General features: G+C 75.2%; 15 protein-coding genes. 10 read left to right on the top strand and 5 right to left on the bottom strand.

Going from position 1 to position 12,776, the window contains the following annotated elements; translation table 11 throughout:
- Window positions 1-39: 39 nt before the first annotated feature.
- The 7 genes from LFA75_RS04640 to paaZ all read left to right on the top strand — a co-directional run bounded on the left by LFA75_RS04640 (window position 40) and on the right by paaZ (window position 5,800).
- The gene (locus tag LFA75_RS04640) at window positions 40-291 is read left to right on the top strand and encodes a type II toxin-antitoxin system Phd/YefM family antitoxin (RefSeq protein ID WP_225232521.1); all 252 of its coding nucleotides are present in this window, start codon (window positions 40-42) and stop codon (window positions 289-291) included.
- A complete protein-coding gene (locus LFA75_RS04645) occupies window positions 288-668 on the top strand; it encodes a type II toxin-antitoxin system VapC family toxin (RefSeq protein ID WP_225232522.1) in 381 nt (126 codons plus the stop codon). The genes LFA75_RS04640 and LFA75_RS04645 overlap by 4 nt, the downstream gene beginning before the upstream one ends.
- Before the next feature lie 80 nt (window positions 669-748).
- A complete protein-coding gene (locus LFA75_RS04650; RefSeq protein WP_225232523.1) occupies window positions 749-1,360 on the top strand; it encodes a dihydrofolate reductase family protein in 612 nt (203 codons plus the stop codon).
- A 69-nt stretch (window positions 1,361-1,429) separates the two neighbouring features.
- Window positions 1,430-2,764: a phenylacetate--CoA ligase PaaK gene (gene paaK, locus LFA75_RS04655; protein ID WP_225232524.1), complete on the top strand. Its 1,335-nt coding sequence runs from the start codon at window positions 1,430-1,432 to the stop codon at window positions 2,762-2,764.
- Window positions 2,761-3,360, top strand: a complete 600-nt coding sequence (locus LFA75_RS04660; protein WP_225232525.1) for a TetR/AcrR family transcriptional regulator — start codon at window positions 2,761-2,763, stop codon at window positions 3,358-3,360. The genes paaK and LFA75_RS04660 overlap by 4 nt, the downstream gene beginning before the upstream one ends.
- The gene (locus LFA75_RS04665) at window positions 3,357-3,725 is read left to right on the top strand and encodes a hypothetical protein (RefSeq protein WP_225232526.1); all 369 of its coding nucleotides are present in this window, start codon (window positions 3,357-3,359) and stop codon (window positions 3,723-3,725) included. The genes LFA75_RS04660 and LFA75_RS04665 overlap by 4 nt, the downstream gene beginning before the upstream one ends.
- A gap of 23 nt (window positions 3,726-3,748) precedes the next feature.
- A complete protein-coding gene (gene paaZ, locus LFA75_RS04670; RefSeq protein WP_225232527.1) occupies window positions 3,749-5,800 on the top strand; it encodes a phenylacetic acid degradation bifunctional protein PaaZ in 2,052 nt (683 codons plus the stop codon).
- 7 nt (window positions 5,801-5,807) lie between these two features.
- On the opposite strand, the gene LFA75_RS04675 is transcribed toward paaZ, so the two are convergent.
- On the bottom strand, window positions 5,808-6,527 hold the full coding sequence (locus LFA75_RS04675; RefSeq protein ID WP_225232528.1) for a uracil-DNA glycosylase: 720 nt from the start codon (window positions 6,525-6,527) through the stop codon (window positions 5,808-5,810).
- Between the two features lie 48 nt (window positions 6,528-6,575).
- Complete coding sequence (locus tag LFA75_RS04680; RefSeq protein WP_225232529.1) at window positions 6,576-6,971, bottom strand: VOC family protein; 396 nt, start codon at window positions 6,969-6,971, stop codon at window positions 6,576-6,578.
- Between the two features lie 82 nt (window positions 6,972-7,053).
- On the opposite strand from LFA75_RS04680, the gene LFA75_RS04685 reads away from it, so the two are divergent.
- Genes LFA75_RS04685 through LFA75_RS04695 form a run of 3 tightly spaced genes read left to right on the top strand, consistent with a single transcriptional unit; the run spans window position 7,054 to window position 10,046 of the window.
- The gene (locus LFA75_RS04685; protein WP_225232530.1) at window positions 7,054-7,881 is read left to right on the top strand and encodes an alpha/beta fold hydrolase; all 828 of its coding nucleotides are present in this window, start codon (window positions 7,054-7,056) and stop codon (window positions 7,879-7,881) included.
- Window positions 7,878-8,981, top strand: a complete 1,104-nt coding sequence (locus LFA75_RS04690; RefSeq protein ID WP_225232531.1) for a DNA glycosylase AlkZ-like family protein — start codon at window positions 7,878-7,880, stop codon at window positions 8,979-8,981. The genes LFA75_RS04685 and LFA75_RS04690 overlap by 4 nt, the downstream gene beginning before the upstream one ends.
- A gap of 9 nt (window positions 8,982-8,990) precedes the next feature.
- A complete protein-coding gene (locus tag LFA75_RS04695; protein ID WP_225232532.1) occupies window positions 8,991-10,046 on the top strand; it encodes an NAD-dependent epimerase/dehydratase family protein in 1,056 nt (351 codons plus the stop codon).
- A gap of 2 nt (window positions 10,047-10,048) precedes the next feature.
- Here LFA75_RS04695 and LFA75_RS04700 read toward each other — a convergent pair whose 3' ends face one another.
- The 3 genes from LFA75_RS04700 to LFA75_RS04710 are packed head-to-tail and all read right to left on the bottom strand — an operon-like array spanning window position 10,049 to window position 12,741.
- Complete coding sequence (locus LFA75_RS04700; RefSeq protein WP_225232533.1) at window positions 10,049-10,723, bottom strand: PaaI family thioesterase; 675 nt, start codon at window positions 10,721-10,723, stop codon at window positions 10,049-10,051.
- Complete coding sequence (locus LFA75_RS04705; RefSeq protein ID WP_225232534.1) at window positions 10,716-11,870, bottom strand: acyl-CoA dehydrogenase family protein; 1,155 nt, start codon at window positions 11,868-11,870, stop codon at window positions 10,716-10,718. The genes LFA75_RS04700 and LFA75_RS04705 overlap by 8 nt, the downstream gene beginning before the upstream one ends.
- A 13-nt stretch (window positions 11,871-11,883) precedes the next feature.
- A complete protein-coding gene (locus LFA75_RS04710) occupies window positions 11,884-12,741 on the bottom strand; it encodes an aldo/keto reductase (RefSeq protein WP_225236006.1) in 858 nt (285 codons plus the stop codon).
- Window positions 12,742-12,776 lie beyond the last annotated feature (35 nt).

Genomic DNA, 12,776 nt, shown 5'->3' on the forward strand with positions numbered 1-12,776 from the left:
TCGTGGCCATCGTGTAGCACATGTGCAACACTGCTGGTCGTGACGACCGTCGGGCTCCGCGAACTCCGGCAGCAGGCATCGGAGCTGCTGCGCCGGGTGGAGGACGGCGAGCAGGTCCTCATCACCGTCGCCGGCCGCCCCAGCGCACGCCTCGTCCCGGCCGGGACGAGGACCTGGCGACCCTGGAGCGACATCGCCGAGCTCTTCGACGGCCCGGGCGACCCGACCTGGGCCGCGGACCGGGACCTCGTCGACGACGGCCTGCGCGATCCGTGGGAGGACGCCCGATGAGAGCGGTGCTGGACACCAGCGTGGTCGTCGCCCACGACGTGCCTCCCCTGGACGGCGAGCTGGCGATCAGTGCAGCCACCCTGTCGGAGCTGCACTTCGGGGTCCTGGTGGCCGCCGACCCCGCCGCCCGCGCCGAGCGCCTCCGCAGGCTCTCCATCCTGCAGCGCCGGTTCGACGCCCTGCCGGTGGACGACGCGGTGGCCGCCAGCTACGGCCGGCTCGCCGCTGCCGTGGTGGCCGTCGGTCGGCAGCCGCGTGCCCGCACGATGGATCTGCTCATCGCCGCCACCGCGCACGCCCACGGCGCCCGCCTCTACACCCGCAACGCAGCGGACCTGCGCGGCGTCGAGGACCTCCTCGAGGTCGTCCCCGTCTGACGTCCCGCCGAGTGCGATGAGTCCTGGCGCGCGCGGCGGTCCCCTCCTCGACGACCCCGCCCACCACCGAGGAGCACGCCATGGGCCAGATCCACCTCGAGCTGTTCGCCACCCTCGACCTGGTCGGCCAGGCGCCCGGCGGGCCGGACGAGGACCCCTCGGGCGGGTTCGGCTTCGGCGGCTGGCAGGCGCCGCTCGTGGACGACGTCGCCGGTGCCCAGGTCCAGGCCTCCTACGAGGGCACCGGGGCGCTGCTGCTGGGCCGGCGGACCTACGACATCTTCGCCGCGTACTGGCCGCAGCAGACCGACGCGTTCGCCGACCTGTTCAACGCCGTCCCGAAGTACGTGGCCTCGCGCGGCACCCCGGACCTGTCCTGGGCGGGGTCCACCCAGCTCGGCCCGGACCTGGCGACCGCGGTCCGCGAGGTCCGCGACCGGCACGCGGTCACCAAGGTCGTCGGCAGCCTGGACCTGGTGCAGACCCTGCTGCGCGAGCAGCTCTTCGACGAGCTGCACCTGTGGCTGCACCCGATCACGCTCGGGCAGGGCAAGAAGGTGTTCGCCGACGGCACCGTGCCCTCCACCCTGCGACTGCTCGAGCCACCCGTCGCCGCGCCCACCGGCAGCGTCCTGCTGCGCTACGGCCTGGTCGGGGGCGCCCCGGCCACCGGGGACATGACCGCGGGTTGACAGCGGCCACCCCGGAGGTCTTGCATGACTGACCGAACGGTCAGTAATCCTGCAGCTCCGGGAGTCCCCGTGACGACGACGTCCGCACCGCAGCGCCTCGGCGAGGCCCCCGACCCGGCCCTGCTGGACCCGGCCGAGCGGATGGGCACCGACGAGCTGCGCGCCCTCCAGCTCGAGCGCCTGCAGTGGACCCTGCGGCACGCCTACGAGAACGTGCCGCACTACCGGCGGGCCTTCGACGCCCACGGCGTGCACCCCGACGACTGCCGCTCCCTCGCCGACCTGGCGAGGTTCCCCACCACCTCCAAGGCCGACCTGCGCGACAACTACCCCTTCGGCATGTTCGCCGTCCCGAAGGAGCAGGTCTCCCGGGTGCACGCGTCCTCGGGGACCACCGGCAAGCCGACCGTCGTGGGCTACACCCGGCGCGACATCGACACCTGGGCCACCGTGATGGCCCGCTCCATCCGGGCCGCCGGTGGCCGCAGCGGCGACGTGCTGCACAACGCCTACGGGTACGGGCTGTTCACCGGCGGGCTGGGCGCGCACTACGGCGCCGAGGCGTTGGGCTGCACCGTCGTCCCGATCTCCGGGGGCATGACCCCGCGCCAGGTGCAGCTGATCGGGGACTTCGGGCCCCGGATCATCATGGTGACGCCGTCCTACATGCTCGCGCTGGTCGACGAGTTCGAGCGCCAGGGCGTGGACCCCCGCTCCTCCAGCCTGCAGATCGGCATCTTCGGCGCCGAGCCGTGGACCGAGCAGATGCGCCGGGAGATGGAGGACCGCCTCGACATCGACGCCGTGGACATCTACGGCCTGAGCGAGGTCATGGGCCCCGGCGTCAGCCAGGAGTGCGTGGAGACCAAGGACGGCCTGCACGTCTGGGAGGACCACTTCTACCCCGAGGTCGTGGACCCGCTGACCGCGGAGCCGCTGGCCGACGGCGAGGAGGGCGAGCTGCTGTTCACCTCGCTGACCAAGGAGGCGCTGCCGATCATCCGGTACCGCACCCGCGACCTCACCCGTCTGCTGCCGGGCACCGCGCGGCCGGGCATGCGCCGGATGCAGAAGGTCACCGGCCGCACCGACGACATGATCATCCTGCGCGGGGTGAACCTGTTCCCGACCCAGATCGAGGAGGTCGTCCTGCGCACTTCGGGGCTGTCGCCGCACTTCGCCCTGGAGCTGTCCACCCGCGGCCGGATGGACCACCTGGTCGTCTCGGTCGAGGCCCGCCCCGACTGCCCGCCCGAGCGGCGCTCGCCGGCCGCCGCCGAGGTGCAGGTGCTGCTCAAGGAGACGGTCGGGACATCGGTCGAGGTGGTCGTCGTCGACCCGGAGACCCTCCCGCGGTCGATGGGCAAGCTGCAGCGGCTCACCGACCGGCGCGCGCGCCCGTGACCGCGCCGGTCCCGGCGCAGGTCCGGCGCGGCCGCCCCGGGCACTCGCTGGACTCGCTGCTGGACGTCGCCGTCGCGGTGTTCAACGAGCGCGGCTACGAGGCCACCTCGATGGACGTCCTCGCCGACCGGCTCGGGGTCACCAAGTCCGCGATCTACCACCACGTGCGGTCCAAGGTCGAGCTGCTGGAGCTGGCGCTGGACCGGGCGCTGGACGGGCTGTTCGCCGTCCTGGCCTCGACCGGCGAGGGACCGGCGGTCGACCGCCTCGAGCAGGTCGTGCGCGGGTCGGTGGGCGTGCTCGTCGCCGAGCTCCCGTTCGTCACCCTGCTGCTGCGCGTGCGCGGCAACTCCCCCGTCGAGGCGCACGCGCTGGGCCGGCGGCGCGAGTTCGACCGCGCGGTCACCGAGCTGGTGCGCGACTGCGTGGCCGAGGGGTCCGTCCGCCCGGACGTCGACCCCGCGCTGACCAGCCGGCTGCTGTTCGGCACGGTCAACTCCCTCACCGAGTGGTACCGACCCGGCGGCGGGCTGTCCGCCGAGGCCCTCGCCGACGGCCTGGTCACCACGCTGTTCTCCGGGTTGCGGGCGTCGTGACCGTCCCGGGGGCCGAGTTCGTCCGGGCGCTGGCCGCCAAGGACACCGCCGGCCTGCTCGCCGTCCTGAGCCCGACGGTGGTGTTCCGCGGGATGACCCCGGGCCGCTTCTGGGAGGCCGGCACCGCCGAGGCGACCGTGCACGAGGTGCTGTACGTGTGGTTCGAGCCCGCCGACGTCGTCGAGGAGGTGCTGTCGGTGGAGACCGCCGACGTCGCCGACCGGCACCGAGTCGACTACCGGCTGGTCGTCCGCAACGACGACGGCCGGCACCTGGTGGAGCAGCGCGCCTACTACGACCTGGACGACGAGGGCCGGATCGCCGCGGTGCACGCCGTGTGCGCCGGCTTCCGCCCCCTGCCCTGACCCGCGCGACCCGAGGAGCACCGATGACCGCTGCACCCCTGCTCGAGAGCTACGCCGCCGGCCGCTGGTGGGCCAGCGCCGACGAGGGCACCCCGCTGCCCGACGCGGTCACCGGCGAGACCGTCGCCCGGATCGGCAGCCGCGGGCTGGACGTCGCCGGGATGGTCACCCACGCCCGCGAGGTCGGCGGACCGGCGCTGCGCGAGCTGACCTTCCACCAGCGCGCCGCCCTGCTCAAGGCGCTCGGCGCGCACCTGATGGCCGGCAAGGCCGAGTTCGCCGCCCTGTCGCACCGCACCGGGGCCACCGACGGGGACAACGTCGTCGACATCGACGGCGGGTTCGGGACGCTGCTGTCCTACGCCTCGACCGGGCGCCGCGAGCTGCCCGACGACGTCCTGGTGCTCGACGGCCCGCCCACCCCGCTGGGCCGCGGCGGCACCTTCCTGGGCCAGCACGTCTACACCTCGATGACCGGCGTCGCGGTGCAGATCAACGCCTTCAACTTCCCGGTCTGGGGAATGCTGGAGAAGCTGGCCCCGGCGTTCCTGGCCGGGCTGCCCACCATCGTGAAGCCGGCGTCGCAGACCGCCTACCTGACCGAGGCCGTGTTCCGCGCGATCATCGCCACCGGCCTGCTGCCCGAGGGCTCGGTGCAGCTGCTCAGCGGGTCGGCGTCCGGGCTGCTGGACCACCTGGACGGCCGGGACCTGGTCGGGTTCACCGGGTCGGCCTCCACCGCGGCCCTGCTGCGCGCGCACCCGGCGGTGACCGAGCGCGCGGTGCGGTTCAACGCCGAGGCCGACTCGCTGAACTGCTCGGTGCTCGGCCCCGACGCCGGCCCGGACACCCCGGAGTTCGCGCTGTTCGTCGACGGCGTGGTCACCGAGATGACGGTCAAGGCCGGGCAGAAGTGCACCGCGATCCGCCGGGCGATCGTGCCCCGCCAGCACGCCGACGCCGTGGTCGAGGCCATCGGCGCGCGGCTGGCCGACGTCGTGGTCGGTGCCCCCGGAGCGGACGGCGTGACCATGGGCGCCCTGGCGTCGGTGGACCAGCGCGACGAGGTGCTGCGCGCGGTCGACCGGCTGCGCACCCACGCCCAGCTCGTGGTCGGCGACCCCACCGACTTCGCGGTCACCGGCGCCGACCGGGAGCGCGGGGCGTTCCTGCCGCCGATGCTGCTGCGCTGCGACGACCCGGCCGCCCCCGAGCCGCACGACGTGGAGGCGTTCGGCCCGGTCGCCACCGTGCTGCCCTACGACGGGCTGGCCGACGCGGTCGCGCTGGCCCGCCGCGGCCAGGGCTCGCTGGTCGCCTCGCTGGTGACCCACGACCCCGCGGTCGCCCGGCAGTTCGTGCTCGGCGCCGGGTCCGCCCACGGCCGGGTGCACGTGCTGGACCGGGACGACGCCGGGGAGTCCACCGGCCACGGCTCCCCGCTGCCCGTGCTGGTGCACGGCGGGCCGGGCCGGGCCGGCGGCGGCGAGGAGCTGGGCGGGGTCCGCGGCGTGCTGCACCACATGCAGCGGACCGCCGTCCAGGGCTCGCCCGACCTGCTCACCGGCGTGGGCAACCGCTGGGTGACCGGCGCCGCCCGCCGCGACGACGGCGTGCACCCGTTCCGGAAGTCCCTGGCCGAGCTGCGGATCGGGGACTCCGTCACCGCCGGGCCGCGGGAGATCACGCTGGCCGACATCGAGCACTTCGCCGAGTTCACCGGCGACACGTTCTACGCCCACATGGACGAGGCGGCCGCCGCGGCGAACCCGCTCTTCGGCGGCCGGGTGGCGCACGGCTACCTGATCGTCAGCTGGGCCGCGGGCCTGTTCGTCGACCCCGACCCGGGCCCGGTGCTGGCCAACTACGGGGTGGACAACCTCAGGTTCCTGACCCCGGTCAAGCCCGGCGAGCAGGTCACGGTGACGCTGACCTGCAAGCGAATCACCCCGCGCGGGGGCGCCGACCACGGCGAGGTCCGCTGGGACGCCGTGGTGGTCGACTCGGCCGGGGCGCCGGTGGCCACCTACGACGTGCTGACGATGGTCGCCAAGACCTGGCCCCCGGCCGCCTGAGGCCCGGTCAGGCGGCGGGGAGCTGGTCGACCGGCGGCAGCGACCAGTCGACCGGCTCGGCGCCCTGCTCGGCCAGCAGGGCGTTCACCCGGCTGAACGGCTTGCTGCCGAAGAACCCGCGGCTGGCCGACAGCGGCGAGGGGTGCGGGGACGCGACGGACGGGACGGCGCCCAGGTGCGCCTCCAGCCCCTGGGCGTCCTTGCCCCAGAGGATCGCCGCCATCGGCTGGCCCGCGCCGGCCCGCTCCACCAGCACCCCGATGGCGTGCGCGGTGATGTGCTCCCAGCCCTTGCCGCGGTGCGAGGCCGGCGTCCCGGGCCGCACGGTCAGCGACCGGTTGAGCAGCATCACCCCGCGGTCCCGCCACGGCGTCAGGTCACCGTGGCGGGCGGGCTCGATGCCCAGGTCGGCCTGGAGCTCCTTGTAGATGTTCACCAGGCTCTTGGGCAGCGGTCGGACCTCGCGGTCGACGGCGAAGCTCAGCCCGATCGGGTGGCCCGGCGTGGGGTAGGGGTCCTGCCCCACGACGAGCACCCGGACGTCGGCCAGCGGCGCCTGGAAGGCCCGGAACACGTGGTCGCCGTGCGGCAGGTAGGGCCGACCGGCGGCCACCTCGTCGCGGAGGAACTGCCCCATGGCGGCGATCCGGTCCTCGACCGGGGCCAGGGCCTCCGCCCAGTCCGGTGCCATCAGTCCCCGGTCGACCAACCCGCTCAGCGCACCCACCCGGCCAGCGTGCCACCGGGTCGGCTGACCCGCAGCCGGGTCAGCGGATCACTTGGGGGCCATGAGCTCCAGCGCGACGTGGTCGGGGTCGCGGAACTCGAGGATCCAGCCCTGGCCGATGTCCTTGACGCCCTCGTGCGGGATGCCCAGGGAGTCCAGGTGCCGGGCGGCGTCGTCGATCTCGGCCTTGGAGCCGACCTTCAGGGCGAGGTGGTCCAGGCCGGTGCGGTCCTCGTCGAAGCGGTCGTCGGCCACCGGGCGCAGGCCCAGGAGGGTGGAGGAGTCGATGGCGTAGATGACCCCGCCGAAGGCGAAGGCCGGGTCGCCGTCCTGGCCGTCGATGGCCACCGGGAGGCCGAAGACCGAGTCGTAGAACTGCTTGGAGCGGGCGATGTCGGTGACGGTGAGGCGGACGTGGGCGTACCCGGTGGGCGTGATCGGCATGGTCGTGGGGTGCCCGATCCGGCCGCCCTCAACCGGATGCACGCGGACGCACCTGTTCCGGGGGCGCGGCATGCTGGAGGGCGTGGACTCCTTCACCCGCTCCGGACTGACCTTCGACGTGCGCGACGCCGGCCCGGCCGACGGCGAGCCCGTCGTCCTGCTGCACGGTTTCCCGCAGCACGCCGGCAGCTGGGACCGCGTGGTCCCCGTGCTGCACGAGGCCGGTCTGCGCACCCTGGCCCCGGACCAGCGCGGCTACTCCCCCGGTGCCCGGCCCACCGGTCGCCGGTCCTACGTGGTGCGCGAGCTGGTGGACGACGTCCGCGCCCTCCTGGACGCCGCCGGCCTGGAGCGGGCGCACGTGGTCGGCCACGACTGGGGTGCGATGGTCGCCTGGGCCATCGCCGCCTGGCACCCCGACCGGGTCGCCAGCCTGACCGCGGTCTCGGTTCCCCACCCGGCCGCGTTCACGAAGTCCTTCGTGACCAGCACCCAGGGCCTGAAGTCGGCCTACATGGCGTTCTTCCAGCTGCCCGTCGTGCCGGAGAAGCTGCTCACCCGCGGCAACGGCGCGTTCCTGGCCGACCTGCTGGTGCGGGCGGGCCTACCCCGGGCCGACGCGGCCGACACCGTCGCCCGGCTGCGGCCGGCGGGCGCGCTGACCGCGGCGCTGGACTGGTACCGAGCGCTGCCGCTGGGTGCCTCCGACCCGGTCGGCCGGGTGGCCGTGCGCACGCTGCACGTCTGGAGCGACCGCGACGGCTTCCTCGGCCGGGCCGGCACCGAGGCCACCGCGCCCTACGTCACCGGCGACTACCGGCTCGAGGTGCTGCCCGGGGTCACCCACTGGGTGCCCGAGACCGCCGGCGACCGCCTCGGCGCCCTGGTCGCGGAGCACGTGCGGGGATGACCACCGGGACGACCACGGGGACGGTCTGGACGAGGGACGACGTCCTGGCCCACCGGGTGCACGCCCACCAGCTCGACCGGGCCGCCGGCGGCACCGTGGCCGACACCGCCGTCCTGGACCTCGGCGTGCAGGACACCGGCCCGGCCGGCGCCGCGCGGTGGGCGCTGGCCGTCCGCGGGCTCACCGACCCGGCCGACGACGACCTGGTCACCGCGTGGACGCTGCGCGGGGCCCCGCACACCTACCGCCGGGCCGACCTGGCCGGGGTCGCCGCCGCGACCGCGCCGTGGTCCGAGGCCGACGCGGCCAAGCGGATCTTCGACGGCGCGCGACCGCTGAAGGCAGCCGGCATCCCGGTGCGCACCGCGCTGGAGGTGGTGGCGCGGGAGATGCGCGACATCGCCCGCACCCCCACGGTCAAGGGCGACATGTCCGCGGCGCTGCGCGACCGGCTGCCCGAGCCCTACCTGCGGCACTGCCGGCCCTGCGACGCGGTGCACGCCTACGAGCAGACCTTCCGGCTGGCCGCGCTCCCCGCCGGGCTCGTCCTGCGGCCCGGGACGTCACCGCCGGTGCTGGACCCCGTGCCCGGGTTCGTCCCCGCCGGGCAGGCGCCCGACCGGCTCGACGTCGTCCGGGCGCACCTGCGGCTGGCCGGGCCGACCACGCCGAAGCAGGTCGCGGCGTCCGTGGACTCCACCGTGGCCGAGGTGCGCCGCCGCTGGCCCGCCGACGCGGAGCCGGTGGCGGTCGAGGGCGAGCAGCGCTGGGTGCTGGCGGGCACCGTGCCCCCGGACCGACCGCGCACCACCCGCCTGCTGGCGCCCTTCGACCCGTACCTGCAGGTGCGCGACCGGGAGCTGCTGGTCCCCGACCGGCCGGTGAAGGAGCTGTGGCCGGTGCTCGGGAGGCCGGGTGCGGTCCTGGTCGACGGCGAGGTCGCCGGCACCTGGCGGCCGCGCACCACCGGCGGCCGGCTGGCGCTGGCGATCACGCCTTGGGGGCCCTTCGACCGGGCGGTCGTCGAGGAGCAGGCCGAGGCGATGGCCGCCGCACGCGGACTGGCGCCCGGCGGCGTGAGCCTGCACCCGCCCGGGTAGGGCGACCCGGTGACCACACCTGCCGACCCCGGCCACCTCGACGGGCAGACCGTCGCCGTCACCGGCGCCACCGGGAACGTCGGGACGGCGCTGCTGCGCCAGCTCGGCCTCACCGGCGTGCACCAGGTGCGCGGCCTCGCCCGGCGCGAGCCCCCCGACACCGCCCCCTACGCATCGGTCTTCTGGACGCACACCGACCTGGGCCGCCCCGACGCGGCCGGCCTGCTGCGGGAGTTCCTCACCGGCGCCACCACCGTCGTCCACCTGGCGTGGGCGCTGCAGCCCGGGCGGCACCCCGACCTGCTCCGCGAGGTCAACGTCGAGGGCACCCGCCGGGTGCTGCAGGCCGCCGCGGACGCCGGGGTGGGCCACGTCGTCGTGATGTCCTCGCTGGGCAGCTACGCCGCCGGCAACCCGGCCGACCGGGTCGACGAGGACTGGCCGACCACCGGGGTGCCCAGCTCCCAGTACAGCCGCGACAAGGTCGAGGTCGAGCAGCTCACCCGGGAGTTCGCCGCCGCCCACCCGGACACCGCGGTGACCGTCATCCGGCCGACGCTCGTGCTGCAGCCCGACGCGGCGACCGAGATCGGCCGGTACTTCCTCGGCCCGCTGCTGCTGCGCGGGGCGCAGGCGCTGCCGGCCGCGGTGGCCGGCGCGCTGCCCCTCCCGCTGCCCGACGACCTGCACCTGGGCTTCGTGCACGCCGACGACGTCGCCGACGCCCTGCTCCGGGTCGTCGACCGGCGGGCCGGCGGTGCGTTCAACCTGTCCGCCGAGCCGGTGCTGGACCCGGCCGGGTTCGCCGCCGCGCTGGGCTCGCGGCGGGTGCCCGTCCCCCGTGCGCTGCTGCGGGCCGGGCTGTCCGCGGCCTTCCACGCCCGGCTGGTGCCCACCGAGCCCGGCTGGCTGGACCTCGGGCTCGGCGTCCCGGCGCTGGACACCACGCGTGCGCGCCGAGTCCTGGGGTGGGACCCGCGGCGCCGCGGCGACCGGTTGCTGGCCGACTTCGTGGCGGCGCTGGGCCGCGGCGAGGGCGGGACCGGGCCGCTGCTGCAGCCCTGAGGTCAGCGCGCCGTCCAGGCCTGGACGGCGTGGTCGACGCCGGCGAAGGTGGCCGCGGCGGTCTCCGGGCGCAGCGCGACGAACAGGCCCTCGGCCTCGGCCAGCACGGTGCCCGGCTCGTCGGCGGCGGCCACGGTGCCGCGCGCGGTCGTCCGGCGGCCCTCCGTCCCGATCACGTGGGCGGTGAGCAGCAGCGGCACGCCCAGCCGCACCGGGCGCCGGTAGGTCACCGTGAGCGTCGCGGTCAGCCCGCCGGAGCCGGCCACCCGCACGGCGCGGGCCAGCACGTGGTCGAGCAGGGTCGCGGTCGTGCCGCCGTGCACCAGCCCGGGCGGCCCCTCGTGCGCCTTGCCGAGGGTGACGTGGGCGGTGACGCCGTCGGGGCCGGCGGAGTCGACGGCCAGCGGCGGGGCGACCGGGCTGCCCGGCCCGTAGACCGGGGAGTACCAGCGCTCGCCGGCGGCCGGGTCGTCGCAGGAGGCGACCCCGGTCAGCCCGCGGCCCGACGCCCGCAGCCGGGTGGCGAGCTCGCGGGCGGTGGCCGCGACGTCGGCCAGCTCGCCGTCGGGCACCTCCGTGCGCACGCAGGCGTCCACCAGGTCGCGCAGCGCGTCGCCCAGGTCGGCGACCGCCGCCCGCCGGACGTCGCGCGCCTCCCCGGTGAGCAGCTCAACCACGAGCCATGCCCGCCGCGCGGAGCAGGCCCGACCCGACGATGACCCGCTGCACCTCGCTGGTGCCCTCGTAGAGCCGGTAGAGCCGGGCGTCGCGGTAGAACCGCTCGACCGGGGTGGTGCGCAGGTAGCCCAGCCCGCCGTGCACCTGCACGGCGCGGTCGGTGGCCCGGCCGACCATCTCCGAGCAGAACAGCTTCGCCGCCGAGGGCCCGATCGAGGTGTCCTCGCCGGTGTCGTACCGGGCCGCGACGTCGACCACCATCGCCCGCCCCGCCAGCAGCTCGGTGTGCATGTCGGCGATCAGCGCCTGCACCAGCTGGAACCGGCCGATCGGCGCGCCGCCCTGCTTGGCCGTGGCGGCGTAGGCGACGGACTCGTCGAGCACCCGCTGCGCCATCCCCACGCACAGCGCGGCGACGTGCAGCCGACCGCGGGACAGCACGGTCAGCGCCTTGCTGTACCCCCGGCCCTGCTCGCCGACCAGGGCGTCGGCGGGCACCCGGACGTCGTCGAGGAACACCTCGGCGGTCCAGGCGCCGGACTGCCCGGTCTTCCGGTCGTGCGGGCCCACGGTCACGCCGGGGGTGGTCGCCGGGACCAGGAAGGTGGAGATGCCCCGGCCGCCGGTCTGCTCGGGCTCGGACCGGGCGAAGACCACGAACAGGTCGGCGATGGGGGCGTTGGTGATGTAGCGCTTGCCGCCGGTGATGACCCAGTCGTCGCCGTCGCGGCGGGCCGTCGTCCGCAGGCCCGCGGGGTCGGAGCCGGCCTCGGCCTCGGTGAGGGCGAACGAGCCGATCAGGTCACCGGCGGCCAGCCCGGGCAGCCACGCCTTCTGCTGCGCCTCGTCGCCGAAGCGGGCGATGACCTGGCCGGCGATGCCGTTGTTGGTGCCGAACAGCGAGCGGAACGCCGGCGAGGTGTAGCCGAACTCGAAGGCCAGCTGCACGTCCTCGCTCATCGTGACGCCGAGGCCGCCGAACTCCTCGGGCAGGGCGTAGCCGAACAGGCCCATGTCGGCGGCGGCGCGGCGCAGCTCGTCCGGGACGGCGTCGGTCTCCTCGATCTGCTCCTCGAGGGGGACCACGCGCTCCCGGACGAGCTCGCGGACGGCGGTGCGGACCTGGGCGAAGACGTCGGCGTCCATGCCCGCAGGTCTATCAGGCCAGCGCGTCCAGGCGCGCGACGTCCTCCGCGGACAGGGTCAGCTGGGCCGCACCGAGGTTCTCGGTCAGGTGGTCGACGGACTTGGTGCCGGGGATCGGCAGCACGACCGGCGAGGTCTGCAGCAGCCAGGCCAGGGCCACCTGCGAGGGGCTGGCACCGAGCTCGCGGGCGATGTCGGCCACCGGGCTGTCGGGCTTGGCCAGGTCGCCGGTGGCGATCGGGAACCACGGGATGAACGCGATGCCCTCGGCGGTGGCGTGGTCCAGCACGTCCTGGGACTGCCGGTTGGTCAGGTTGTAGAGGTTCTGCACGCTGGCGATCTCGGTGATCGCCTGCGCCTGCTTGAGCTCGTCGAGGGACACCTCGCTGACGCCGATGTGCCGCACCTTGCCCTGCTCCTTGAGCTCGACGAACGCGCCGAGGGAGTCGGCCAGGGGCACCTGCGGGTCGATGCGGTGCAGCTGGATGAGGTCGATCCGCTCCACGCCCAGGTTGCGCAGCGAGAGCTCGACCTGCTGCGTGAGGTACTCGGGGCGGCCGACCGGGGGCCACACGCCCGGGCCGGTGCGGGTCAGCCCGGCCTTGGTGGCGATGACCAGGCCGTCGGCGTAGGGGTGCAGAGCGTCGTGGATCAGCTGCTCGCTGACCTGCGGGCCGTAGGAGTCGGCGGTGTCGATGAAGTCGACGCCGTGCTCGACGGCGGCACGCAGCACGGCCAGGGCGCCCTCGCGGTCGGCCGGCGGACCCCAGACGCCGTCGCCGGTGATCTGCATGGCGCCGTAGCCGAGGCGGTGGACGGTGAGGTCGCCCCCGAGGGCGAACGTCGCGGGGTGGGTGGTGGAGGAGGTCATGGAAGGTGCAGCGCCGACCGCGAGGGCGCCCTGGC

This window comes from Klenkia terrae, from assembly GCF_900491935.1.
GTDB classification, from domain to species: Bacteria; Actinomycetota; Actinomycetes; order Mycobacteriales; family Geodermatophilaceae; genus Klenkia; species Klenkia terrae.